This window comes from Streptomyces sp. Inha503 (assembly GCF_047215865.1).
Classification (GTDB): domain Bacteria; phylum Actinomycetota; class Actinomycetes; order Streptomycetales; family Streptomycetaceae; genus Streptomyces; species Streptomyces lycopersici.
Genome location: NZ_CP178360.1, coordinates 8,558,592 through 8,583,867 on the forward strand (window position 1 = coordinate 8,558,592; position 25,276 = coordinate 8,583,867).

The 25,276-nt window shown below is 67.6% G+C and carries 12 protein-coding genes, 1 tRNA gene and 3 rRNA genes; 14 read left to right on the plus strand and 2 right to left on the minus strand.

What is annotated here, in order from left to right; all coding sequences use genetic code 11:
- Positions 1 to 324 precede the first annotated feature (324 nt).
- From ACJX2R_RS36400 to ACJX2R_RS36420, 5 genes are all read left to right on the plus strand, one after another.
- Positions 325 to 1,851: ribosomal RNA gene (locus tag ACJX2R_RS36400) — 16S ribosomal RNA — on the plus strand.
- Between the two features lie 283 nt (positions 1,852 to 2,134).
- A 23S ribosomal RNA gene (locus ACJX2R_RS36405) occupies positions 2,135 to 5,256 on the plus strand.
- Between the two features lie 96 nt (positions 5,257 to 5,352).
- Positions 5,353 to 5,469 (plus strand): 5S ribosomal RNA (gene rrf, locus ACJX2R_RS36410).
- The 16S, 23S and 5S rRNA genes sit together here, the layout of an rRNA operon.
- Before the next feature lie 105 nt (positions 5,470 to 5,574).
- Positions 5,575 to 6,273 (plus strand): DegT/DnrJ/EryC1/StrS family aminotransferase, encoded by a 699-nt coding sequence (locus ACJX2R_RS36415; RefSeq protein WP_413103549.1) that lies wholly within the window; start codon positions 5,575 to 5,577, stop codon positions 6,271 to 6,273.
- Positions 6,274 to 6,333: 60 nt separating this feature from the next.
- Positions 6,334 to 6,406 (plus strand) — tRNA-Thr (locus ACJX2R_RS36420).
- Between the two features lie 81 nt (positions 6,407 to 6,487).
- Here ACJX2R_RS36420 and ACJX2R_RS36425 read toward each other — a convergent pair.
- Positions 6,488 to 9,121 (minus strand): SpoIIE family protein phosphatase, encoded by a 2,634-nt coding sequence (locus ACJX2R_RS36425; protein ID WP_413103550.1) that lies wholly within the window; start codon positions 9,119 to 9,121, stop codon positions 6,488 to 6,490.
- A gap of 249 nt (positions 9,122 to 9,370) precedes the next feature.
- Here ACJX2R_RS36425 and ACJX2R_RS36430 point away from each other — a divergent pair, with 249 nt between their 5' ends.
- The 9 genes from ACJX2R_RS36430 (at position 9,371) to ACJX2R_RS36470 (ending at position 23,747) form a co-directional block, all read left to right on the plus strand.
- The gene (locus ACJX2R_RS36430; RefSeq protein WP_413103551.1) at positions 9,371 to 14,929 is read left to right on the plus strand and encodes a HAMP domain-containing protein; all 5,559 of its coding nucleotides are present in this window, start codon (positions 9,371 to 9,373) and stop codon (positions 14,927 to 14,929) included.
- A gap of 274 nt (positions 14,930 to 15,203) precedes the next feature.
- Positions 15,204 to 15,881 (plus strand): two-component system response regulator, encoded by a 678-nt coding sequence (locus ACJX2R_RS36435; protein WP_020868040.1) that lies wholly within the window; start codon positions 15,204 to 15,206, stop codon positions 15,879 to 15,881.
- 181 nt (positions 15,882 to 16,062) lie between these two features.
- Positions 16,063 to 18,897: a DNA translocase FtsK gene (locus ACJX2R_RS36440; RefSeq protein ID WP_413103552.1), complete on the plus strand. Its 2,835-nt coding sequence runs from the start codon at positions 16,063 to 16,065 to the stop codon at positions 18,895 to 18,897.
- A 189-nt stretch (positions 18,898 to 19,086) separates the two neighbouring features.
- Complete coding sequence (locus tag ACJX2R_RS36445; RefSeq protein WP_413103553.1) at positions 19,087 to 19,917, plus strand: helix-turn-helix domain-containing protein; 831 nt, start codon at positions 19,087 to 19,089, stop codon at positions 19,915 to 19,917.
- A gap of 63 nt (positions 19,918 to 19,980) precedes the next feature.
- Positions 19,981 to 21,477: a 30S ribosomal protein S12 methylthiotransferase RimO gene (gene rimO, locus ACJX2R_RS36450; protein ID WP_262702854.1), complete on the plus strand. Its 1,497-nt coding sequence runs from the start codon at positions 19,981 to 19,983 to the stop codon at positions 21,475 to 21,477.
- Positions 21,474 to 22,109 (plus strand): CDP-diacylglycerol--glycerol-3-phosphate 3-phosphatidyltransferase, encoded by a 636-nt coding sequence (gene pgsA, locus ACJX2R_RS36455; RefSeq protein ID WP_262702853.1) that lies wholly within the window; start codon positions 21,474 to 21,476, stop codon positions 22,107 to 22,109. Before rimO ends, pgsA begins: the two co-directional genes overlap by 4 nt.
- Positions 22,106 to 22,624, plus strand: coding sequence for a CinA family protein (locus ACJX2R_RS36460; protein WP_413103554.1), 519 nt, complete (start codon positions 22,106 to 22,108; stop codon positions 22,622 to 22,624). Before pgsA ends, ACJX2R_RS36460 begins: the two co-directional genes overlap by 4 nt.
- Positions 22,625 to 22,733: 109 nt before the next feature.
- Complete coding sequence (locus ACJX2R_RS36465) at positions 22,734 to 23,120, plus strand: helix-turn-helix domain-containing protein (protein WP_020868033.1); 387 nt, start codon at positions 22,734 to 22,736, stop codon at positions 23,118 to 23,120.
- A 144-nt stretch (positions 23,121 to 23,264) separates the two neighbouring features.
- Positions 23,265 to 23,747, plus strand: a complete 483-nt coding sequence (locus ACJX2R_RS36470; RefSeq protein ID WP_262702851.1) for a Dps family protein — start codon at positions 23,265 to 23,267, stop codon at positions 23,745 to 23,747.
- Between the two features lie 640 nt (positions 23,748 to 24,387).
- On the opposite strand, the gene ACJX2R_RS36475 is transcribed toward ACJX2R_RS36470, so the two are convergent.
- Complete coding sequence (locus ACJX2R_RS36475) at positions 24,388 to 25,194, minus strand: Fpg/Nei family DNA glycosylase (protein ID WP_413103555.1); 807 nt, start codon at positions 25,192 to 25,194, stop codon at positions 24,388 to 24,390.
- Positions 25,195 to 25,276 lie beyond the last annotated feature (82 nt).

Consider the following 25,276-nt stretch of genomic DNA (forward strand, 5'->3'; position numbering starts at 1 on the left):
AAAGTCGATGAAGCCGAAAGGCAAGGCCCTCCAGCGGCCACCGGAAACGGAATTCGGATCGGAAACGACCGGAAATCGGGTCTGGTAAGGTTGGAAACACCGAAGGGAAGCGCCCGGAGAAGCCGGTGAAACGGTTTCGAAGGAAGCGTCCGTTCCTTGAGAACTCAACAGCGTGCCAAAAGTCAACGCCAGATATGTTGATACCCCGTCCACTCGTGGACGAGGTTCCTTTGAAGAAAAACACAGCGAGGACGCTGTGAACCATCGGACTATTCCTCCGGTGGTTCCGCTCTCGTGATGTGTTGCCGGGATAGCCCGGAAGCATTCACGGAGAGTTTGATCCTGGCTCAGGACGAACGCTGGCGGCGTGCTTAACACATGCAAGTCGAACGATGAACCGGTTTCGGCCGGGGATTAGTGGCGAACGGGTGAGTAACACGTGGGCAATCTGCCCTGCACTCTGGGACAAGCCCTGGAAACGGGGTCTAATACCGGATATGACTGCCGACCGCATGGTCTGGTGGTGGAAAGCTCCGGCGGTGCAGGATGAGCCCGCGGCCTATCAGCTTGTTGGTGGGGTGATGGCCTACCAAGGCGACGACGGGTAGCCGGCCTGAGAGGGCGACCGGCCACACTGGGACTGAGACACGGCCCAGACTCCTACGGGAGGCAGCAGTGGGGAATATTGCACAATGGGCGCAAGCCTGATGCAGCGACGCCGCGTGAGGGATGACGGCCTTCGGGTTGTAAACCTCTTTCAGCAGGGAAGAAGCGCAAGTGACGGTACCTGCAGAAGAAGCGCCGGCTAACTACGTGCCAGCAGCCGCGGTAATACGTAGGGCGCAAGCGTTGTCCGGAATTATTGGGCGTAAAGAGCTCGTAGGCGGCTTGTCGCGTCGGATGTGAAAGCCCGGGGCTTAACCCCGGGTCTGCATTCGATACGGGCAGGCTAGAGTTCGGTAGGGGAGATCGGAATTCCTGGTGTAGCGGTGAAATGCGCAGATATCAGGAGGAACACCGGTGGCGAAGGCGGATCTCTGGGCCGATACTGACGCTGAGGAGCGAAAGCGTGGGGAGCGAACAGGATTAGATACCCTGGTAGTCCACGCCGTAAACGTTGGGAACTAGGTGTGGGCGACATTCCACGTTGTCCGTGCCGCAGCTAACGCATTAAGTTCCCCGCCTGGGGAGTACGGCCGCAAGGCTAAAACTCAAAGGAATTGACGGGGGCCCGCACAAGCGGCGGAGCATGTGGCTTAATTCGACGCAACGCGAAGAACCTTACCAAGGCTTGACATACACCGGAAAACTCTGGAGACAGGGTCCCCCTTGTGGTCGGTGTACAGGTGGTGCATGGCTGTCGTCAGCTCGTGTCGTGAGATGTTGGGTTAAGTCCCGCAACGAGCGCAACCCTTGTTCTGTGTTGCCAGCATGCCTTTCGGGGTGATGGGGACTCACAGGAGACTGCCGGGGTCAACTCGGAGGAAGGTGGGGACGACGTCAAGTCATCATGCCCCTTATGTCTTGGGCTGCACACGTGCTACAATGGCCGGTACAATGAGCTGCGAAGCCGTGAGGTGGAGCGAATCTCAAAAAGCCGGTCTCAGTTCGGATTGGGGTCTGCAACTCGACCCCATGAAGTCGGAGTCGCTAGTAATCGCAGATCAGCATTGCTGCGGTGAATACGTTCCCGGGCCTTGTACACACCGCCCGTCACGTCACGAAAGTCGGTAACACCCGAAGCCGGTGGCCCAACCCTTGTGGAGGGAGCCGTCGAAGGTGGGACTGGCGATTGGGACGAAGTCGTAACAAGGTAGCCGTACCGGAAGGTGCGGCTGGATCACCTCCTTTCTAAGGAGCGCATAGCCGACTGTAGGCAAGTGTCCTGCACGGTTGCTCATGGGTGGAACGTTGACTACTCGGCATGGTTTCGGATGCTTTGTCTGTTAGTACTGCTTCGGCGTGGAACACAGAGCAAGCGGGCGGGATGATGTCGGGCACGCTGTTGGGTGTCTGAAGGTACGGGCAGGAACGCTCGTCTCTTCGGCCGGTCCCGGTGTACCACGCTGTAAGGGTGTGGGTGACGGGGTACGGGTCGTTGTTTGAGAACTGCACAGTGGACGCGAGCATCTGTGGCCAAGTTTTTAAGGGCGCACGGTGGATGCCTTGGCACCAGGAACCGATGAAGGACGTGGGAGGCCGCGATAGGCCCCGGGGAGCTGTCAACCGAGCTGTGATCCGGGGGTGTCCGAATGGGGAAACCCGGCAGTCGTCATGGGCTGTCACCCATACCTGAACACATAGGGTATGTGGAGGGAACGCGGGGAAGTGAAACATCTCAGTACCCGCAGGAAGAGAAAACAACCGTGATTCCGGGAGTAGTGGCGAGCGAAACTGGATGAGGCTAAACCGTATGTGTGTGATACCCGGCAGGGGTTGCGTATGCGGGGTTGTGGGAGTGAGCTTCAGTCGTCTGCCGGCGGCTGGGTGAGTCAGAAACCATTGCGATAGGCGAAGGACATGCGAAAGGTCCGGCGTAGAGGGTAAGACCCCCGTAGCCGAAATCGTGATGGCTTGCTTGCTCATTTCCCAAGTAGCACGGGGCCCGAGAAATCCCGTGTGAATCTGGCGGGACCACCCGCTAAGCCTAAATATTCCCTGGTGACCGATAGCGGATAGTACCGTGAGGGAATGGTGAAAAGTACCGCGGGAGCGGAGTGAAATAGTACCTGAAACCGTGTGCCTACAAGCCGTGGGAGCGTCGCCGTGTTCTTCGGAGCACGGTCGTGACTGCGTGCCTTTTGAAGAATGAGCCTGCGAGTTTGCGGTGTGTTGCGAGGTTAACCCGTGTGGGGAAGCCGTAGCGAAAGCGAGTCCGAATAGGGCGGTTGAGTAGCGCGCTCAAGACCCGAAGCGGAGTGATCTAGCCATGGGCAGGTTGAAGCGGAGGTAAGACTTCGTGGAGGACCGAACCCACCAGGGTTGAAAACCTGGGGGATGACCTGTGGTTAGGGGTGAAAGGCCAATCAAACTCCGTGATAGCTGGTTCTCCCCGAAATGCATTTAGGTGCAGCGTCGTGTGTTTCTTGCCGGAGGTAGAGCACTGGATAGGCGATGGGCCCTACCGGGTTACTGACCTTAGCCAAACTCCGAATGCCGGTAAGTGAGAGCGCGGCAGTGAGACTGTGGGGGATAAGCTCCATGGTCGAGAGGGAAACAGCCCAGAGCATCGACTAAGGCCCCTAAGCGTACGCTAAGTGGGAAAGGATGTGGAGTCGCAGAGACAACCAGGAGGTTGGCTTAGAAGCAGCCATCCTTGAAAGAGTGCGTAATAGCTCACTGGTCAAGTGATTCCGCGCCGACAATGTAGCGGGGCTCAAGCGTACCGCCGAAGTCGTGTCATTGCAGCATATGCCCCTAACGGGGGCTGTGATGGGTAGGGGAGCGTCGTGTGCCGGGTGAAGCAGCCGTGTAAGCGAGTTGTGGATGGTTCACGAGTGAGAATGCAGGCATGAGTAGCGATACACACGTGGGAAACGTGTGCGCCGATTGACTAAGGGTTCCTGGGTCAAGCTGATCTGCCCAGGGTAAGTCGGGACCTAAGGCGAGGCCGACAGGCGTAGTCGATGGACAACCGGTTGATATTCCGGTACCCGCTTTGAAACGCCCAGTATCGAATCCTCTGATGCTAAGTCCGTGAAGCCGCCCTGATCTCTTCGGAGTTGAGGGGAGTGGTGGAGCCGACGGTCCAAGGTGGTAGTAGGTAAGTGATGGGGTGACGCAGGAAGGTAGTCCAGCCCGGGCGGTGGTTGTCCCGGGGTAAGGGTGTAGGACGCTGGGTAGGTAAATCCGTCCAGTATGTGTCTGAGACCTGATGCCGAGCCGATTGTGGTGAAGTGGATGATCCTATGCTGTCGAGAAAAGCCTCTAGCGAGTTTCATGGCGGCCCGTACCCTAAACCGACTCAGGTGGTCAGGTAGAGAATACCGAGGCGTTCGGGTGAACTATGGTTAAGGAACTCGGCAAAATGCCCCCGTAACTTCGGGAGAAGGGGGGCCATTGCTGGTGATCACCCTTGCGGTGTGAGCTGGTGGTGGCCGCAGAGACCAGCGAGAAGCGACTGTTTACTAAAAACACAGGTCCGTGCGAAGCCGTAAGGCGATGTATACGGACTGACGCCTGCCCGGTGCTGGAACGTTAAGGGGACCGGTTAGCTCTGTTTCGATGGGGCGAGGCTGAGAACTTAAGCGCCAGTAAACGGCGGTGGTAACTATAACCATCCTAAGGTAGCGAAATTCCTTGTCGGGTAAGTTCCGACCTGCACGAATGGCGTAACGACTTCTCGACTGTCTCAACCATAGGCCCGGTGAAATTGCATTACGAGTAAAGATGCTCGTTTCGCGCAGCAGGACGGAAAGACCCCGGGACCTTTACTACAGCTTGATATTGGTGTTCGGTTCGGCTTGTGTAGGATAGGTGGGAGACTGTGATCTCTGGACGCCAGTTCAGGGGGAGTCGTTGTTGAAATACCACTCTGGTCGTGCTGGATGTCTAACCTGGGTCCGTGATCCGGATCAGGGACAGTGTCTGGTGGGTAGTTTAACTGGGGCGGTTGCCTCCTAAAGGGTAACGGAGGCGCCCAAAGGTTCCCTCAGCCTGGTTGGCAATCAGGTGTTGAGTGTAAGTGCACAAGGGAGCTTGACTGTGAGACCGACGGGTCGAGCAGGGACGAAAGTCGGGACTAGTGATCCGGCGGTGGCTTGTGGAAGCGCCGTCGCTCAACGGATAAAAGGTACCCCGGGGATAACAGGCTGATCTTCCCCAAGAGTCCATATCGACGGGATGGTTTGGCACCTCGATGTCGGCTCGTCGCATCCTGGGGCTGGAGTCGGTCCCAAGGGTTGGGCTGTTCGCCCATTAAAGCGGTACGCGAGCTGGGTTTAGAACGTCGTGAGACAGTTCGGTCCCTATCCGCTGTGCGCGTAGGAGTCTTGAGAAGGGCTGTCCCTAGTACGAGAGGACCGGGACGGACGAACCTCTGGTGTGCCAGTTGTTCTGCCAAGGGCATGGCTGGTTGGCTACGTTCGGGAGGGATAACCGCTGAAAGCATCTAAGCGGGAAGCCTGCTTCGAGATGAGGGCTCCCACCCACTTGATGGGTTAAGGCTCCCAGTAGACGACTGGGTTGATAGGCCAGATATGGAAGCCGGGTGACCGGTGGAGTTGACTGGTACTAATAGGCCGAGGGCTTGTCCTCAGGTGCTCGCGTCCACTGTGTTGGTTCTGAAGCAACGAACCGTCCGACCCCCACGCATATGTGTATGTGTGGGTCCGGTTTGAATCTTCATAGTGTTTCGGTGGTCATTGCGTTAGGGAAACGCCCGGTTACATTCCGAACCCGGAAGCTAAGCCTTTCAGCGCCGATGGTACTGCAGGGGGGACCCTGTGGGAGAGTAGGACGCCGCCGAACAAATTTTGCAGAGAGCCCTGCCGGGACTTCGGTCACCGGCAGGGCTCTTCTCTTGTTGTGTTGCGAGCCACTCGGTGTTCATGTTGCCTGGGCACGATGCCGCTCATGGGGACTCCTACGGATGAGCTGCTGCATGAGTTGACCCGGGCGCGTGTGCGACCGGGCGACGAGGTCATCGTGCCGTCCTACGGCACTCCCGCAGCCGCGGAAGCGGTACTGCTGGCCGGCGCCAGGCCGGTGTTCGCGGACATCGACGCCCATACCTACTGCATAGACCCGGCCGCGGTGGCCGGGGCGCTGACGCCCAGGACCGCGGCCATCGTGGCCATTCACACCTTCGGACATCCCGCCGACATGGCGGCCCTCACCGAGCTCGGCCAGCGGCACGGTGTGCTGGTGATCGGATACGGGGCTGCCTGCGAGCCCGCCGGGGAGATACTGCGGCGGCAGGCCAACGCGGCCTACCTGGACGGAAAGCTGCGTGGCGTCCTCACGCCGCCTGTCGCGCCCGGTGTTGAACACACCTACCAGCAATACGTCGTCCGGGTTCCCGGCAACGGCCGGCCGGACCGGGACGCCTTCGCCCGTACGCTGCGTTCTCGCGGCGTCGTATGCCATGTGCCCGTACAGACACCCGCGCACCGCACCGCGCGCTTCCGGCGCGATCTGTGGCTCGCGGAGACCGAGCGCGCGGCCGATGAGTGCCTGGCGCTGCCCGTCGATCCGACCATGTCGCGGCGGGAGTTGCAGCGCGTGGTCTCGGCCTGTAACGCGCTGGGCGGACTGCTGGAGTCAGCCGCCTGAGCCACGGGGCGAGTGGTCGGGAGCGCACCCGAGTTCGGGTATGATCGATCTCGTCGACGCGCCCCAATAGCTCAGTCGGCAGAGCGTCTCCATGGTAAGGAGAAGGTCTACGGTTCGATTCCGTATTGGGGCTCTCCTGCGAAGGCCCCCGCCAATTGGCGGGGGCCTTCGTCATGTCCGGGCGTCGCCGGAGGCCCGGCGACGCCCGGGCGCCTCAGGCGTCGGCGGGCTCGGGCTCCGGGACGCGCATCGCCAGGATCGCCATGTCGTCGGACGGCGGCTCCGCGGCGAAGCGCTCGACCGCCCGCAGCACCCGGGCGGCCACCGCGCCCGCCGTAAGGCCGGTGCAGGTCGTGAGGACGTCGATGAGGCCGTCGTCGCCGAGCATCCTGGTGCCCTCGCGCCGCTCCGTCACGCCGTCGGTGACGCACAGCAGCACATCGCCGGGGTCGAGCGTCACCGTCTGCTCGTACAGCTCCAGATCGTCCATGACGCCGAGCAGCGGCTGGGGCTCGGCCGCCGCCTCCACGCTGCCGTCCTGGCGCAGCCTGAGCGGCAGCGGGTGTCCGGCGCAGACGACCTTGAGCACCGCGCTGCCGTCGTGCTGCGGCCACAACTCGCCGTAGAGGAGGGTCAGGAAGCGGCTGCGGGCGCCCTCGTCGAGGATCGCCGCGTTGAGCCGCTCCAGGACCGCCGGGCCGCCGAAGCCCTCGCGGGCGAGCAGCCGCAGGGCGTGCCGGGCGAGCCCGGTGACCGCGGCGGCCTCCGGTCCCGTGCCGCAGACATCGCCGATGGCGAAGCCGTACGCCCCGTCGCGGATCGGGAAGAGGTCGTAGAAGTCGCCGCCGACCTCGTTGCCCTCGCCCGCCGCGCGGTAGATGACCTCGACCTCGACGCCGGGGACCTCGGGCTGCTCGGGCGGCAGCAGACTGCGCTGGAGGGACTGGCTGATCGCGGTGCGCTCCGAGTAGAGCCGCGCGTTGTCCAGCGCGAGCGCGGCCCGGCGGGAGAGGTCCTCGGCCAGCTCCAGGTTCTCCTGGCGGAAGTGCTCGTCGGTGGGCTTGCCGAGGATGAGCATGCCGATGACGCGGTTGCGGGCCACCAGGGGCAGTACGACCGTCTCCCCGCCGACCGCGGAGGCGGTCGCGAGCGAGGCGCCGGGGCCGGAGGAGGGGCGGGCGGAGTCGCCGAGGCTGAGGCTGCGCAGCGAGGTGCGCAGGGCGGCGGCGTGGGCCGCGTCATAGGGGCCGGACCAGCTGCGGGCGCCGCCGGTGGGGACCTGCTCCGGTGGGTCGATCTTCATCAGCAGGGCCTTGAGCCCGTCGATGCGGTCCTCGTCCTCATGCAGAACGTACGACAGCTCGGGTTCGGACACCTGGTCGGCGACCGTATAGACGGCACACCAACTGGCCAGCGTGGGCACCGTCATCTGGGCCATGAGGGCCAGTGTCTGATTGCGGTCCAGGGTGCCCGCGAGGAGGTCGGACGCCTCGACGAGGAAGGACAGGGAGCCGCGGCGCAGCCGCTCAAGCTCGGTGAGGCGGGCGCGCTCGACGGCGAGGGCGATGCGGTCGGCGGCGAACTGTAGCCGCAGGGCCTCTTCGTTGCTGTAGCGGGCGGGGGACTCGGCGGCGACGCCGAGTGAGCCGGTGAGCCGGCCCTCGACCTTGAGCGGGACGGTGACCACGGAGCGCATCCCCGTGTTCACCAGCAGGGGAACGGCGCCGGGCACCGCGGACAGATCCTCGTGGACGGCGGGCATCCGGGCCGAGCCGTAGCGCCCGGTGCCCGCTTCGACGGGGACGCGGGCGAAGCGCTGGCGGGCGGAGGGTAGCCCGGTGGAGGCGCGGACCTCCAGTTCGGTCTCGTCGTCGGTGGCGAGCAGCAGATAGGCGGCGTCGCCGTCGAGCATGTCGCGGGCCCGCTCGACGGTGCGCTGGAGCAGTCCGTCGAGGTCGTCGGGGGCCGGGGAGCCGATGAAGACCTCGAAGGCGTCGGTGGCCGGGCCCCGCTCGGCGGTTTCGGCGGTGTCCACGTTCGCACCGCGCATCGGGCTCTGGAGCACGGCGCGCTCGCGGTCGCGGACCAGCAGACAGACGGTGGACGGCTCGCCCTCGGCGTCGCGGATGCGCAGGTGGGAGGCGTAGACGGGGGAGACCCGGCCGTCGGCGCCGCGGATGCCGTAGGAGCCCTCCCAGCGGGAGAGCAGAAGCGCCTCGGCGACGCCGGTGCCGGTGCCGGGGGTGTGCGGCCAGGCCGCGAGGTCGGTCAGCGGCTTGCCGATGATCTGTTCCGGATGGTAACCGAACAGCTCCTGAGCGTCGTCGTTCCAGGCGCTGATCAGTCCGCCGCTGTCGACCTGGACGACGCCCACCCGGACCCGGGAGTCGGCGATGGGCAGGGCGCTGGAGGGCAGGGCGGGCCCGGCGGCCCGGGTGCCGGCCGGGCGGTCGGGGAAGTCGAGCTGGAACCAGACCTGCTTGTGGGTCGCGGTGTACTCGACGCCCCAGCGGGCGGCGAGCGCGGCGCACAGCAGCAGACCGCGGCCGCCCTCGCGGTCGGGGTGCCCGAAGTGGTGGCCGCCGTTGCTCTGGAGCGGGACCTCTCGCTCTGGGTAGCGGTCGGCGACCTCGACGCGCACTCCGGTGTCGGCGCGGATGCAGACCACATCGGCGGTGGTACCGGCGTGCACCACCGCGTTGGTGACGAGTTCGCTGGTCAGGACGACGGCGTCGTCCACGATGTCGGTGAGGCCCCACCCCTGAAGGGTGTCCCGGACAAAGGTGCGGGCGGCGGCGACCGAGCGTCCCACCGGCTCGAAGGTGGCGGCTGCCCGCGCGGTGATCACAGGTCTCCTCATAAATGTCTCGGCGAACTGCTCACCCATGTCGCAGCGCCCCTCCGATGCCCTGGCCGGTTGCCAGGTTACTTACCACCGATGCCTTCGCGAATGCCGGTCCGCTTCGATTCCACCCGGAGGTGCCTCGGCGGTGTGGGATGCTGCCGAACTGTTATGGCCTGGTTGGGGCATGGTGAAACACTGGGGAAGCTGGAAGAAGAACCCGACGAGGACGGTCAACCCTGCGGGAGGGACACGGTGGAGTCTGGCGCAGCGGCGCGGGGCACGAATACGCGCGCGAAAGGCGGACGGTCCCGGAGCAATGGGACGACTGAAGTGGAGACGGCGGCCCTGAACCGGCTGCTGACCGCGATGACGGCCATGCGGGACGGGAACTTCCGCAAGCGGCTCACGGTCTCGGGCGAGGGCGTGATGTCCGAGATCGCGGCCGTCTTCAACGAGGTCGCGGATCGCAATCTACAGCTCACGGGCGAGCTGACCCGGGTGCGGCGGGTGGTCGGCCGCGAGGGCAAGCTCACCGAGCGGCTGGAGACCGGCGCCTGTGAGGGGCAGTGGGCCGCGGCCATTGACGCGTCCAACGCCCTGGTGGACGATCTTGTACGGCCGGTGTCCGAGGTGGGCCGGGTGCTGTCGGCGGTCGCCGAGGGCGACCTGGAACAGCGGATGGACCTGCGGGCGCAGGGCTCCGACGGGTCGGCGCATCCCCTGCGGGGTGAGTTCCTGAAGGTGGGCCGTACGGTCAACGGCCTGGTGGATCAGCTTTCGGCGTTCACCGACGAGGTGACGCGGGTCGCGAGCGAGGTCGGCACCGAGGGCAAGCTGGGCGGCCAGGCCCGGGTCCGCGGAATGTCGGGTTCGTGGAAGGATCTCACGGAGTCCGTCAACACGATGGCTTCCCGGCTCACCGCTCAGGTCCGTGACATCGCTCTCGTGACCACGGCGGTGGCCAAGGGTGATCTCTCCCGGAAGGTCACGGTTCATGTGTCCGGGGAGATGCTCGAGCTGAAGGAAACCGTCAACACGATGGTGGACCAGCTCTCCTCCTTCGCCTCCGAGGTGACCCGGGTCGCCCGTGAGGTGGGCACCGAGGGTGAGCTCGGCGGCCAGGCGAAGGTGCCGGGCGTCGCGGGCGTCTGGAAGGACCTCACCGACTCCGTCAACCTCATGGCCGGGAACCTGACCGCGCAGGTGCGCGGGATCGCCCAGGTCACCACGGCGGTGGCCAATGGTGATCTGTCGCAGAAGGTGACGGTGAGCGCACGCGGCGAGGTCGCGCAGCTGGCCGACACGATCAACACCATGACCGAGACGCTGCGTACCTTCGCGGACGAGGTCACGCGGGTGGCCAGCGAGGTCGGCGCCGAGGGGCTGCTGGGCGGTCAGGCGCAGGTGCCGGGTGCGGCGGGGACGTGGAAGGATCTCACCGATTCGGTGAACACCGCGTTCCGGAACCTCACCGCTCAGGTGCGGGACATCGCCCAGGTGACGACGGCGGTGGCGAACGGTGATCTGTCGCAGAAGGTCACCGTCGATGTGGCCGGAGAGATGCTGGAGCTGAAGAACACCGTCAACACGATGGTGGACCAGCTCCAGTCGTTCGGCGCCGAGGTGACACGAGTCGCCCGGGAGATCGGCGTCGAGGGCGAGCTGGGCGGTCAGGCGCAGGTGCCGGGTGCGGCGGGGACGTGGAAGGATCTCACCGATTCGGTGAACACCGCGTTCCGGAACCTCACCGGACAGGTGCGCAACATCGCCCAGGTGACGACGGCCGTGGCGAACGGCGACCTGTCGCAGAAGGTCACCGTCGACGTCTCCGGTGAGATGCTCAAGCTGAAGAACACCGTGAACACCATGGTGGACCAGCTGTCCTCGTTCGCCGACCAGGTCACCAGGATGGCGCGGGACGTGGGCACCGAGGGCCGGCTGGGCGGTCAGGCCCGGGTGGACGGGGTCAGCGGCGTCTGGGCCGATCTGACCGACTCCGTGAACTCCATGGCCGGGAACCTGACGGCGCAGGTGCGCGGTATCGCCCAGGTGACGACCGCGGTCGCGCGCGGCGATCTGTCGCAGAAGATCGAGGTGGACGCGCGCGGCGAGATCCTGGAGCTGAAGAACACCATCAACACGATGGTCGACCAGCTCTCCGACTTCGCCGAGCAGGTGACCCGGGTCGCCCGCGAGGTGGGTACGGACGGCAGGCTGGGCGGTCAGGCGCAGGTGCCCGGTGTGGCGGGCGTCTGGCGCGATCTGACCGACTCGGTGAACGGCATGGCGGGCAACCTGACCGCCCAGGTGCGCAATATCGCGCAGGTGGCCACGGCGGTCGCGCGCGGTGACCTCTCCCAGAAGATCGACGTCGATGCGCGCGGCGAGATCCTGGAGCTGAAGAACACTCTGAACACGATGGTCGACCAGCTGTCGTCCTTCGCGGAGGAGGTCACCAGGGTCGCCCGCGAGGTGGGCACCGAGGGCCAGTTGGGCGGCCAGGCCGAGGTGCAGGGCGTCTCCGGGACGTGGAAGGACCTCACCCAGTCCGTCAACAGCATGGCCAACAACCTGACGTCCCAGGTGCGTTCGATCGCGGAGGTGACGACGGCGGTCGCCAAGGGCGATCTGTCGAAGAAGATCACCGTCGATGCCAAGGGCGAGATCCTGGAGCTGGTCACCACGGTGAACACGATGGTGGACCAGCTGTCGTCGTTCGCCGAGCAGGTGACCCGGGTGGCCCGTGAGGTGGGCACCGAGGGGCAGTTGGGCGGTCAGGCGCGGGTTCCGGGCGTGACCGGTATCTGGAAGGACCTGAGCAACAACGTCAACCTGATGGCCAACAACCTGACCATCCAGGTGCGGAACATCTCGCAGGTCTCGGCCGCGGTCGCCAACGGCGATCTGACGAAGAAGGTGACGGTCGAGGCGCGCGGCGAGGTCGCGGCGCTGGCCGACACCGTCAACACGATGGTGACGACGCTGTCGTCGTTCGCCGACGAGGTCACCCGCGTGGCCCGCGAGGTGGGCACGGACGGCATCCTGGGCGGCCAGGCCCGGGTGCCCGGCGTCTCGGGGACGTGGAAGGACCTCACCGAGTCCGTGAACTCGATGGCGTCCAACCTGACCGGCCAGGTCCGCAACATCGCCATGGTCACCACGGCCATCGCCCAGGGTGATCTGACCAAGAAGATCGACATCGAGGCGCGTGGCGAGATCCTCGAGCTGAAGACGACCATCAACACGATGGTGGACCAGCTCTCGTCGTTCGCCGACCAGGTGACCCGGGTGGCCCGTGAGGTGGGCACCGAAGGCCAGCTGGGCGGCCAGGCGCGGGTGCGGGACGTGGCCGGCACCTGGAAGGACCTGACCGAGTCGGTGAACGAGATGGCCGGGAACCTGACCCGTCAGGTGCGCGCCATCGCCGAGGTGGCCACCGCGGTGACCCGCGGCGATCTCAACCTCAAGATCGACGTGGACGCCTCCGGCGAGATCCAGGTCCTCCAGGACCACATCAACACCATGATCGCCAACCTGCGCGAGACCACGCTCGCCAACAAGGAGCAGGACTGGCTCAAGGGCAACCTGGCCCGGATCTCCGGTCTGATGCAGGGCCGTCGCGACCTGGAGGACGTCGCCCGGCTGATCATGAGCGAGCTGACCCCGGTGGTCTCCGCCCAGCACGGTGCGTTCTTCCTGGCCGTACCGCCCGGCGAGGGCACCGAGGTGGTCGCGGACAGCACCTCCGACGACGGCTACGAACTGCTGCTGGTCGGCTCCTACGGCTACACCCAGGGCTCGATGCCCAACCGCTTCAAGCCCGGTGAGACGCTGATCGGCACGGTCGCCGAGGAGAAGCGCCCGATCCTGGTGGAGAACGTGCCGCCGGGCTATCTCAAGATCGCCTCGGGGCTCGGCGAGGCGGCTCCGGCCCATGTGATCGTGTTGCCGGTGCTCTTCGAGGGGCAGCTGCTGGGCGTGATCGAGCTGGCGTCGTTCCAGCCGTTCGCCCAGATCCAGAAGGACTTCCTCAACCAGATCGCCGAGATGATCGGCACCAGCGTCAACACCATCAGCGTCAACACCAAGACCGAGGTGCTGCTGAAGCAGTCGCAGGAGCTGACCGAGCAGCTTCGGGAGCGGTCGGCCGAGCTGGAGAACCGGCAGAAGGCCCTCCAGTCGTCCAACGCGGAGCTGGAGGAGAAGTCCGAGCGGCTGGCCCGCCAGAACCGCGACATCGAGGTCAAGAACACCGAGATCGAGGAAGCCCGGCAGGTGCTGGAGGAGCGTGCCGAGCAGCTCGCCGTCTCGATGCGCTACAAGAGCGAGTTCCTGGCGAACATGTCGCACGAGCTGCGCACGCCGCTCAACTCGCTGCTGATCCTGGCCAAGTTGCTCGCCGACAACGCCGACGGCAACCTCTCGCCGAAGCAGGTGGAGTTCGCCGAGACCATCCACGGCGCGGGCTCCGACCTGCTTCAGCTGATCAACGACATCCTGGACCTGTCGAAGGTCGAGGCGGGCAAGATGGACGTCAGCCCGACCCGTATCGCCCTGGTCCAGCTCGTCGACTATGTGGAGGCCACCTTCCGGCCGCTGACCGCGGAGAAGGGCCTGGACTTCTCCGTAAGGGTGTCGCCGGAGCTCCCGGCGACGCTGCACACCGACGAGCAGCGGCTGCTACAGGTGCTGCGCAATCTGCTGTCCAACGCGGTGAAGTTCACCGACAGCGGCGCCGTGGAGCTGGTCATCCGGCCGGCGGGCGCGGATGTGCCGCACGCCATCCGGGAGCAGCTGCTGGAGCACGGTGCGCTGCGCGACGCGGACGCCGAGATGATCGCCTTCTCGGTGACCGACACCGGTATCGGCATCGCGGCGAGCAAGATGCGAGTGATCTTCGAGGCGTTCAAGCAGGCCGACGGCACCACCAGCCGTAAGTACGGCGGCACCGGACTTGGCCTGTCCATCAGCCGGGAGATCGCCCGGCTGCTGGGCGGCGAGATCCACGCGGCCAGCGAGCCGGGCCGCGGCTCGACGTTCACGCTCTACCTGCCGCTGCACCCCAGCGAGCTGCCGCCCCAGGGCTACCCGCAGCTCGCCCCGAGCAGCTCGGCTCCGCTGGCGCTCGAGGCGTTCCCCAGCGCCGCGGAGGAGACCGCGGAGAACGGTGCCGTGGCGGAGCGGGAGGAGGCCGCACAGGACGCCTCCGAGGGCTCTACGGCGGCGCGCGGCCGTGGCGGCTCCGGGCTGTTCCGGCGGCGTCAGCGGGCCGAGGAGGAGGCGTCGCGGACCGACGCGGAGCAGGCCCCGCCGCAGCCGGAGACGGAGTCGGGCGCCCGGTCGGCGGGCCGCCGGCCGGGACGGCAGGCTCAGGCCCCCGAGCCGTGGCTGCTGGGCGGCCAGGATCTGGTGGCCCCGGAGCCGGTGGGCGGCTTCCACGGCGAGAAGGTGTTGATCGTCGACGACGACATCCGTAATGTCTTCGCGCTGACCAGCGTGCTGGAGCAGCACGGGCTGCAAGTGCTGTACGCGGAGAACGGCCGGGAGGGCATCGAGGTCCTGGAGCAGCACGACGATGTCGTACTGGTCCTGATGGACATCATGATGCCGGAGATGGACGGATACGCCACGACGGCCGCGATCCGCAGGATGCCGCAGTTCGCCGGGCTGCCGATCATCGCCCTCACCGCGAAGGCGATGAAGGGCGACCGGGAGAAGAGCATCGAAGCGGGTGCGTCGGACTACGTCACCAAGCCGGTCGACACCGATCATCTTCTTACGGTGATGGAGCAGTGGATGTCGGTGGAGTGACCCGAGGTACGCGCGGGACAACCGTGGTGTTGACTGAGTGTCGCCGAACACGTGTGGGAACGCGGTATTCGGGGAACCTTCTGGTCTCCCACCGCGTTTCTGCTACGTGCACAGTGACATCGCGGTGACAGGGTGTGGCGAACAGCGGGGTGCGGCTACCATGACCGGCACAAGGACGGGCGGCGCAAGGGAGCCGTCCCCTGGGGCGGCGCCCGGTGCTTCCCCCAGCTCTGCGAGCTGGGGAGACCCCAAGCCGGGACGAGGAGGACGGGGCATGGTGCAGAAGGCCAAGATCCTCCTGGTCGATGACCGGCCGGAGAATCTGCTGGCGCTGGAGGCCATTCTCTCCGCGCTCGATCAGACCCTGGTGCGGGCATCGTCAGGGGAGGAAGCGCTCAAGGCGCTGCTGACGGACGACTTCGCGGTGATTCTGCTGGACGTCCAGATGCCGGGCATGGACGGATTCGAGACCGCGGCGCACATCAAGCGCCGGGAGCGGACCCGCGACATCCCGATCATTTTCCTCACGGCGATCAACCACGGCCCGCACCACACCTTCCGGGGCTATGCGGCCGGCGCGGTGGACTACATCTCCAAACCCTTCGACCCGTGGGTGCTCAGAGCCAAGGTCTCGGTCTTCGTGGATCTGTACATGAAGAACTGCCAGCTGCGGGAGCAGGCGTCGCTGCTGCGGCTTCAGTTGGAGGGCGGCCAGCCCGCCGCCGGGGAGGCCAAGGAGTCGGCGGGGCTGCTCGCCGAGCTGTCCGCGCGGCTCGCCGCCGTCGAGGAGCAGGCCGAGGCGCTGTCCAAGCAGCTGGACGAGTCGGCCGACGCCGCGGCCGTGGCCACCGCGGCCCATCTGGAGCGCAAGCTGACCGGTCTGCGGCGGGCGCTGGACGCGCTCGAGCCGGGTGCGGGCAGCGGCGCCGGCCAGGTCCCCTCGCAGAACTGATCCGCCCGCCCGCCCGACCGTCGCCGTCGGTCGGTCATCGCCGACCGGTCACCCGCACTTTGACGCGCCGTCACGGCCGTCTCACCGCCTCGTCGCCGTGGCGGCACCGGTGTGACGTCAGTGGTGCCTGATACCCCCGCCATGCGTGCTCCGTACGGCGGACGCGGGTAACCTCGCCTCCATGGCCTCTCGTACGTCCGGCAAGGGTTCCCAGAGCACGGCGGGCACCTCGAAGAAGCGCGCCGGGCAGTCCGGAGGCGCGGCGAAGAAGGCGGCCGCCAAGAAGGCGCCCGCGAAGAAGGCACCTGCCAAGAAGTCCGCCGCGCCCGCGAAGAAAGCGGCGTCGAAGAAGGCGGCGGCCAAGGCGGCGCCGGCACCCGCCCCGAATCCGACCAGCGGCGTGTTCCGCATCGTGCGCGCCGTGTGGATGGGCATGGCGCGCGGCCTCGCGGCGATGTTCCGCGGCATAGGACGCGGCGCCAAGGGACTCGACCCGGCCCACCGCAAGGACGGCAGCGCCCTGCTGCTGTTCGCGCTCGCCCTGATCGTCGCGGCGGGCACCTGGTCCAATCTGGACGGGCCGGTCGGCAGGCTGGTCGAGATGCTGATCACCGGCGCCTTCGGCCGGCTCGACCTGGTGGTGCCGATACTGCTGGGCACCATCGCGGTCCGGCTGATCCTCCACCCGGAGCGGCCGGAGGCCAACGGGCGGATCGTCATCGGGCTCTCGGCGCTCGTCATCGGCGTCCTGGGACAGGTGCACATCGCCTGTGGCGCCCCGGGGCGCGGCGAGGGCACCGAGGCGATGCAGGACGCGGGCGGTCTGATCGGCTGGGCCGTATCCCGGCCGCTGATCTACCTGATGGGCGACGTGCTGGCGGTGCCGCTGCTGGTGCTGCTCACCGTCTTCGGGCTGCTGGTGGTCACCGCGACGCCGGTCGCCGCGATTCCGCAGCGGCTGCGGCAGCTGGGCGTCCGGCTGGGCCTGGTGCGGGACCACGGGGACGCATACGCGTCGGAGGCCGGGTACGACGCGGCGGAGTACGCCGACGAATGGCGCGAGACGCCCGGCAGACGGCCTCGCGGGACCTCGCTCGCCAAAGAGGACCCGGACGGTGCCGGAGGCCCGGAGCGGGCCGAGGAGGAGGCGCTGCGCAAGCGCCGGCGCTCGCGCCGCTCGTCGTCCGCCCAACCGCCGCTCGACCGGCCCTTGGACGCGGTGGACGTGGCGGCCGCTGCCGCCGCCTCGCTGGACGGGGCCGTGCTCCACGGTGTGCAGCCCTCGCCGCTCGTCGCCGGGCTCAGCAACGGGCTTTCGGGTGACCGCGAGGACGGAGCCGCGAGCGGCGGGGTGCCGGGCGCGCGCGATGCCGACAAGGAGTCCGGGAAGGGCGGCGCCAAGGGTAAGGCGGCGGCCGGGAAGGGCCGTACGGACGGAGCCGGCGAGGCGGATCCGCAGCAGGTCCCCGATCTCACCCGGGCCGCGGTCGAGTCAGGCGCGCCGCTGCCGCCGCGCGCCGAGCAGCTTCAGCTCTCCGGTGACATCACCTACTCGCTGCCCTCGCTCGACCTGCTGGAGCGCGGCGGCCCCGGCAAGACCCGCAGCGCGGCCAACGACGCGGTCGTGGACTCGCTGACGAAGGTGTTCACGGAGTTCAAGGTGGACGCCGCCGTCACCGGCTTCACCCGCGGCCCGACGGTCACCCGTTACGAGGTGGAACTGGGCCCGGCCGTCAAGGTCGAGCGGATCACCGCGCTGACCAAGAACATCGCCTACGCGGTCGCCAGCCCCGATGTCCGTATCATCAGCCCGATCCCCGGCAAGTCGGCCGTCGGCATCGAAATCCCCAACAGCGACCGCGAGATGGTCAACCTGGGCGATGTGCTGCGCTCGGCGAATTCCGTCGGCGACGACCATCCGATGCTCGTCGGGCTGGGCAAGGACGTCGAGGGCGGCTATGTGGCGGCCAACCTGGCCACCATGCCGCATGTGCTGGTGGCGGGCGCGACCGGTTCCGGCAAGTCGTCCTGCATCAACTGCCTGATCACGTCGATCATGGTCCGGGCCACGCCGGACGATGTGCGGATGGTGCTGGTCGACCCCAAGCGGGTGGAGCTGACCGCCTACGAGGGCATCCCGCATCTGATCACACCGATCATCACCAACCCCAAGCGCGCCGCCGAGGCGCTCCAATGGGTCGTACGGGAGATGGATCTTCGCTATGACGACCTCGCGGCCTACGGCTTCCGCCATATCGACGACTTCAACGCGGCGGTCCGCAAGGGGAAGGTGAAGGAGCCCGAGGGGAGCGAGCGGGAGCTCAAGCCCTATCCGTATCTGCTGGTGATCGTCGACGAGCTGGCCGATTTGATGATGGTCGCACCGCGGGACGTCGAGGACTCGATCGTGCGGATCACACAGCTGGCGCGCGCGGCCGGGATCCACTTGGTGCTGGCCACCCAGCGCCCCTCCGTGGACGTCGTCACCGGTCTGATCAAGGCCAATGTGCCCTCACGACTCGCCTTCGCCACCTCCTCGCTGGCAGACAGCCGCGTCATCCTGGACCAGCCCGGCGCCGAGAAGCTGATCGGCAAGGGCGACGGCCTCTTCCTGCCGATGGGCGCGAACAAACCCACCCGGATGCAGGGCGCCTATGTCACCGAGTCCGAGGTCGAGGCGGTCGTCGCCCACTGCAAGGAGCAGATGGCGCCGGTCTTCCGCGACGACGTGACGGTCGGGACATCGAAGAAGAAGGAGATCGACGAGGAGATCGGCGATGATCTCGATCTGCTCTGCCAGGCCGCTGAGCTGGTGGTTTCCACTCAGTTCGGCTCCACGTCGATGCTTCAGCGCAAGCTGCGGGTGGGTTTCGCCAAGGCGGGGCGGCTGATGGATCTCATGGAGTCCCGGAACATCGTCGGCCCGAGCGAGGGATCGAAGGCGCGCGATGTGCTCGTCAAGCCGGATGAATTGGATGGCGTGCTCGACGTGATCCGCGGTAAGGCTCACTCATAAGGGTTTGGCGGGCAACCGTTTCCCCTACCGAAACGTCAAGTTGAGGGAGGTGGCGGAGTGAGATCCCAGAATCGTGATCGAACGGCAATCCCGATGGCGGACAAACTCCGTCCTCCCGCTTGCCCGACCCTTTCGCCCCACCCCTAGACTGAACCCCCAGCAGGTGGCTCACGCTCGAAAGGCGCCCCCGTGTCCATCGGCAACCTTCCCGAAGACGGCAACTCCCCCGAAGACGACCGGCCTTCCATCGGTCGCGCCCTCCAGCAGGCCCGTATCGCCGCGGGGCTGACCGTCGACGAGGTCAGTTCCTCGACCAGGGTGCGCACCCCCATCGTGCGGGGCATCGAGCAGGACGATTTCTCGCGCTGCGGCGGCGATGTCTACGCCCGGGGGCACATCCGGGTGCTCGCGCGCGCCGTGGGGCTCGATCCGGAGTCCCTGATCGCGCAGTTCGACGCCGAGCACGGCGGTCGGCCCGCGCCGACCGCGCCGGCGCCGCTGTTCGAGGCCGAGCGGATCCGCCCCGAGCCCCGGCGCCCCAACTGGACGGCCGCGATGGTCGCGGCGATCGTCGCCGTCGTCGGATTCGTGGGCTTCACCCTGTTCCGGGGCGGCGACGGCGACGGCTCGAGCGTCGCCGAGGACACTGCCTCGCCCAAGCCCAGCGCCTCCGCGCCCACCAACACCGCCGCCCCCTCCAAGCCCGCCACTCCGCACAAGCCCGACCCGTCCGACAGCGCCATCGCGGGCGTCCCGGCGGACAAGGTCACCGTCAAGCTGACCGCCGAGGGCGGCCAGAGCTGGATCTCCGCCCAGGACCACAACGGCCGGCTGATCCAGGAGGGCGTGCTGCGCGAGGGCGACTCCAAGACCTTCAGCGACAGCAGGCGCATCGACCTGGTGCTGGGCAACGCCGGGGCGATCAAGCTGTTCGTGAACGGCAAGGAAGTGAAGAACGTGGGCACCAGCGGGGCCGTCCAGCGGCTGAGCTACACCAAGGGGGACCCCGAGGCGGGCTGAGCCGCGCGAAGATCGGCAGCCCTGGCAGCGGGGGCTGTCGTGGGGACAAAGTAGTCTGAGCCCATGCCCGAACGCCGCACCGTCGCCCTTGTCACTCTTGGCTGCGCCCGTAACGAGGTGGACTCGGAGGAGCTCGCAGGCCGCTTGGCGGCGGACGGGTGGGAGCTCGTCGAGGAAGCCGCCGACGCGGACGTCGCCGTCGTCAACACCTGTGGCTTCGTCGAAGCCGCCAAGAAGGACTCGGTCGACGCCCTGCTGGAGGCGAACGATCTGAAGGACCACGGCCGCACCCAGGCCGTGGTGGCCGTCGGCTGCATGGCCGAGCGGTACGGCAAGGAGCTCGCCGAGGCGCTGCCCGAGGCCGACGGGGTGCTCGGCTTCGACGACTACGGCGATATCTCCGACCGCCTCCAGACCATCCTCTCCGGCGGCATCCACGCCTCCCACACCCCGCGCGACCGCCGCAAGCTGCTGCCGATCAGCCCCGCCGAGCGGCAGGACGCCACCTCGGTGGCGCTCCCCGGCCACGCCCAGGGCACCGCGCCCGAAGACCTGCCCGAGGGGGTGGCCCCGGCCTCCGGGCCGCGGGCCCCGCTGCGGCGCAGACTGGACAGCAGCCCGGTCGCCTCGGTGAAGCTGGCCTCCGGCTGCGACCGGCGGTGCTCGTTCTGCGCCATCCCGTCCTTCCGCGGCTCCTTCATCTCCCGCCGCCCCTCCGATGTGCTGGGCGAGACCCGCTGGCTGGCCGAGCAGGGGGTGAAGGAGATCATGCTGGTCTCGGAGAACAACACCTCGTACGGCAAGGACCTCGGGGACATCCGGCTGCTGGAGACGCTGCTGCCGGAGCTGGCCGCGGTGGACGGCATCGAGCGGATCCGGGTCAGCTACCTCCAGCCCGCCGAGATGCGTCCCGGGCTGATCGACGTGCTCACCTCGACCGAGAAGGTCGCGCCGTACTTCGATCTGTCCTTCCAGCACTCGGCGCCCGGGGTGCTGCGCGCCATGCGCCGCTTCGGCGACACCGACCGGTTCCTTGAGCTGCTGGAGACGATCAGAGGCAAGGCGCCGCAGGCCGGCGCCCGGTCCAACTTCATCGTCGGCTTCCCCGGCGAGACCGAGGAGGACCTGGCCGAGCTCGAGCGTTTCCTCGACGCGGCGCGGCTGGACGCGATCGGCGTCTTCGGGTACTCGGACGAGGACGGCACCGAGGCCGCCGGTTACGAGAACAAGGTCGACCCGGAGGTGGTCGCGGAGCGCCTGGAGCGCGTCTCGCGGCTCGCGGAGGAGCTGACCGCCCAGCGGGCGGAGGAGCGGCTCGGCGAGGTCGTGGAGGTCCTGGTGGAGGAGATCGACGACACCGGGGCGGTCCTGGGCCGTGGCGCCCACCAGGCGCCGGAGACCGATGGCCAGACGCTGCTGCGCACCGACGGGGAGCCGGAGGTGGGCCGTATGGTCGAAGCGAAGGTGATCGCGACGGAGGGAGTGGACCTCGTCGCGGAGCCGCTTGAACCGCTGGAGCGGCAGGGCGGCGGCGCGTCCACCGGAGAGGCGGGCAGATGACGGGTGTCCCGGCCTCCGCCGCGGGAGGTCACCGCCGACCGGCCGCCGCCACGGTCAGGCCCGCCGGTTTGTGGAACATCGCCAACATCCTCACCATGGTGCGGCTGCTGCTGGTGCCCGGGTTCGTGTTGTTGATGCTGCACAATGGCGGGTACGACCCGGCGTGGCGTTCCTTCGCGTGGGCGGCGTTCGCCATCGCCATGATCACCGACCTCTTCGACGGTCATCTGGCCCGCCGGTACAACCTGGTCACCGACTTCGGGAAGATCGCCGATCCGATCGCGGACAAGGCGATCATGGGCGCGGCGCTGATCTGTCTGTCGGCCTTGTCCGACCTCCCCTGGTGGGTGACGGGAGTGATCCTCTTCCGTGAGATCGGAATCACACTGATGCGGTTCTGGGTGATCCGGATCGGGGTCATCCCGGCCAGCCGGGGCGGAAAGATGAAGACGCTCGCGCAGGGCACCGCCGTCGGGATGTACATCCTGGCGCTGACCGGACCGCTGGCCTCGCTGCGGTTCTGGGTGATGGCCGTGGCCGTCGTCCTGACCGTGGTCACCGGCCTCGACTACGTCCGGCAGGCGATCGTGCTGCGCCGGGCGGGACGGACGACGGAGGAGGCCGCACAGTGAGCGACGGCGGGACGGCGGCCGATGTGCTGGCGCTGCTGGAGCGGCGCGGGCAGACCCTGGCCGCCGCCGAATCGCTCACCGGCGGTCTGGTGGCCGCCGAGCTGACCTCGGTGGACGGCGCCTCGCGCTCCTTCCGGGGCTCGGTGACGGCGTACGCCACCGACCTCAAGCACGATGTGCTGGGCGTGGACGGGGCCCTGCTGGCCGAGCGCGGCGCGGTCGACGCCGAGGTGGCCCGGCAGATGGCCCGGGGCGTACGGCGTGCGCTGGGCGCGGACTGGGGCGTGGCCACCACCGGTGTGGCGGGTCCCACACCGCAGGACGGCCAGCCCGTGGGCACCGTTCACGTGGCCGTCGCGGGGCCCTCGGACGCGGTGGCCGCGGCGGCGCTGCGGCTCGAAGGAGACCGCGCCGGAATCCGCGGCCAGACCGTTCATGCCGCCGTCAAGCTGCTGTTCAGCGAATTGATCGCGACGGCGGGGGCAAAGGATACGGAACAACACGACGAGATTTGATGTTTGCAGCCCTGAGTGAACACGACATCGCTCCCCGCACGGGCGCAGCCCGAGGCGGTACGGTGGGGCGTGAAGGATCCGGATCCGAGGTCCGAGGAGGGAGCCAGCGATGATTCTGCTCCGTCGCCTGCTGGGTGACGTGCTGCGCCGGCAGCGCCAGCGCCAGGGCCGTACTCTGCGCGAGGTTTCCTCCTCCGCCCGGGTGTCGCTCGGCTATCTGTCAGAGGTCGAGCGCGGCCAGAAGGAAGCCTCATCCGAGCTGCTGTCGGCCATCTGCGACGCCCTGGAGGTACGGATGTCGCAGGTCATGCGCGAGGTCAGCGACGAGCTGTCGCTCGCCGAACTGGCCGAGTCGGCCGCGTCCACCACCGAGAAGGTGCCGGCGCCCATGCGGCCCGTGCTCAACCCCGTGTCTGTGACGTCCGTTACGGGCGTCCCGGAGGAGCGGGTGACCATCAAGACGCCCAAGGAAGCCGTGGACGTGGTGGCGGCCTGAGAAGGCCCTCAGAAGTCGGCTCTCCGAGGCCCCGACCGGTAGTCATACCGGTCGGGGCCTCGATGTTTGTCCGACCGGATTCGGGTGACCCCAGAGGAAGAGAGGCAGTCAAGAGGGGCCAAACGGTCGAACAGGAGGAAGTGGATGTCTGTGGTGAAGAGCCCGCTGCCGGAGGAGCACCTCAAGATCGTCGCCGACGCGCTGCAAGGCGCCCTCGTCGACCTCGTCGACCTCCACCTGGTGGGCAAGCAGATCCACTGGACCGTCGTGGGCCCGCGATTCCGCACGGTTCATCTACAGCTCGACGACGTCGTGGCGTCGACCAGGGAGTATGCCGACACGGTGGCGGAGCGGGCCTCTGCGCTCGGGGTGCCGCCGGACGGGCGGGCCCAGACGGTCGCCGCGACCAGTGGTGTCGACACGGTCAAGGACGGCTGGACCGATGACGCGCAGGCCGTCCGGACGCTCGTGGACGCCCTCGGAGCGGTGATCGGACGGATGCGGGAGCGCATCAGGGCGACCGACGAGCCGGACCCGGTGACCCAGGACATTCTCATCGAGCTCACCCGTGACCTGGAGAAGCACCACTGGATGTTCCAGGCCGAGAACGGCGGCCATCGGGGCTAGAACGCGGCCGGTGCGGCTGAGAGGCGGACGTCGGGCCAGGTCGGGTGAGGCTGAGGCCGCCTCGCTCCGGCCCGGTGGCCCACTCTGGGTGCGCCGTATCGCCCGGCTGGGCAAACTGGGGGAGCACGAGTGTCCGACACGCGCCGATGTGCCACCTGTGCGCCCTCCCGCCGTGTGCGAACAGGCGTCTCAGCGGCCTCACTGAAGTCCGGTGCGGTTCGGCGCCCCGAAGGGGCGCGGGGCTGTGTCGATATGCGGCTCCGCCGCGGCTGTGTCGATATGCGGCTCCGCCGCGTGGGCGACCAGCCACGACGCAGCCGCGGATGAACGACCGCACCTCGCGCCACTTCCCGCGGAGCGGCTCAGCGTCGCCGAAGGAGGCAGTCATGGCAGCCGTCGGAAGGGCCGACACCCAGGGCCTCAGGCCGGTCCGATGGGTGCTCGCGCTCGCTCTGGGCGGCGTCTGGTGGTGGTCCGTGCTGCGGCTGGCGGTGCAGCCGGGGGAGGCCGGGCCGGTGGAGGGGGCGTTAGCGGTCGGCGGCTGGGGGCTGAGCCTGTTGCCGGTGCACTGCGGTCCCTCGCCCAGCAGGGGTGGCACCCGCCGCCGGGGAGGCCCTCCGCGCCGGGGAGGCCCTCCGCGTCAGGACGGGACGGGCCCCTGCGGTCCCGCCTGGCAGCTCGGGCACCAGAAGGTCGAGCGCTCCTGACCCGCGTTCCCCTGGTCGGCAGCGCGCACCGGTGTACCGCAGCGCAGACAGGGCCGCCCCGGGCGCCCGTACACCCACAGCCGACGGTCGCGGCGCGACTCGGCCGTGGTGACCCGGGCGCGCCGGTTCCTGTTGGCCTCCAGGAGCTTCTTGGCGTGGGCCACCAGGCGCTCGGGGGAGGACACCTCGCCGATCGGCAGCCAGGGTGACACGCGCAGCAGGAAGCACAGCTCGGACTTGTAGACATTGCCGATTCCGGCGAGGTTCCGCTGGTCGAGCAGCGCTTCGCCCACGGGCCGGGAGGGATCGGCGAGCAGTCGGCGCAGCGCCTCGTCCGGGTCCCAGCCGGGGCCGAGGAGATCGGGGCCCAGATGGCCGACGACACGGTCCTCGTCGCCGGTGCGGAGCAGTTCCAGGACGGGCAGGCGGTAGCCGACGGCGGTGTGGGCGGCGTTGGCGAGGATGGCCCGGATCTGGTGGTGCGGGCCGCCGCGCCAGCGTTCGTCCGGCCCGTACACCTGCCAGGAGCCGTCCATCCGCAGATGGGAGTGGAGGGTCAGTCCGCCCTCGACACGGGTCAGCAGATGCTTGCCGCGCGGGACGACCTCGAGGACTTGGCGGCCGGTGAGGTCGGCGGTCGCCAGACGGGGGACGCGCAGGTCGCTGCGGACGAGCGGGGATCCCGCGAGGGCCTGGTGCAGGCGCTGGGCGGTCTGCCAGACGGTGTCTCCTTCGGGCATGCCATCCATGATGCCGGTGGGCGAGGTCAGGTGGGAGCGCCCGGTGATCAGGGGGGCGGGGGCGGAGGCGGTTCTTCAAGGA

Bases quoted from the DNA above. Each gene is read 5' to 3' on its own strand.
- ACJX2R_RS36465 (WP_020868033.1), top strand. From the start codon at position 22,734: ATGATTCTGCTCCGTCGCCTGCTGGGTGACGTGCTGCGCCGGCAGCGC.
- ACJX2R_RS36435 (WP_020868040.1), top strand. From the start codon at position 15,204: ATGGTGCAGAAGGCCAAGATCCTCCTGGTCGATGACCGGCCGGAGAAT.
- ACJX2R_RS36475 (WP_413103555.1), bottom strand. From the start codon at position 25,194: ATGCCCGAAGGAGACACCGTCTGGCAGACCGCCCAGCGCCTGCACCAG.
- ACJX2R_RS36415 (WP_413103549.1), top strand. From the start codon at position 5,575: ATGGGGACTCCTACGGATGAGCTGCTGCATGAGTTGACCCGGGCGCGT.
- ACJX2R_RS36440 (WP_413103552.1), top strand. From the start codon at position 16,063: ATGGCCTCTCGTACGTCCGGCAAGGGTTCCCAGAGCACGGCGGGCACC.
- rimO (WP_262702854.1), top strand. From the start codon at position 19,981: ATGCCCGAACGCCGCACCGTCGCCCTTGTCACTCTTGGCTGCGCCCGT.
- ACJX2R_RS36470 (WP_262702851.1), top strand. From the start codon at position 23,265: ATGTCTGTGGTGAAGAGCCCGCTGCCGGAGGAGCACCTCAAGATCGTC.
- pgsA (WP_262702853.1), top strand. From the start codon at position 21,474: ATGACGGGTGTCCCGGCCTCCGCCGCGGGAGGTCACCGCCGACCGGCC.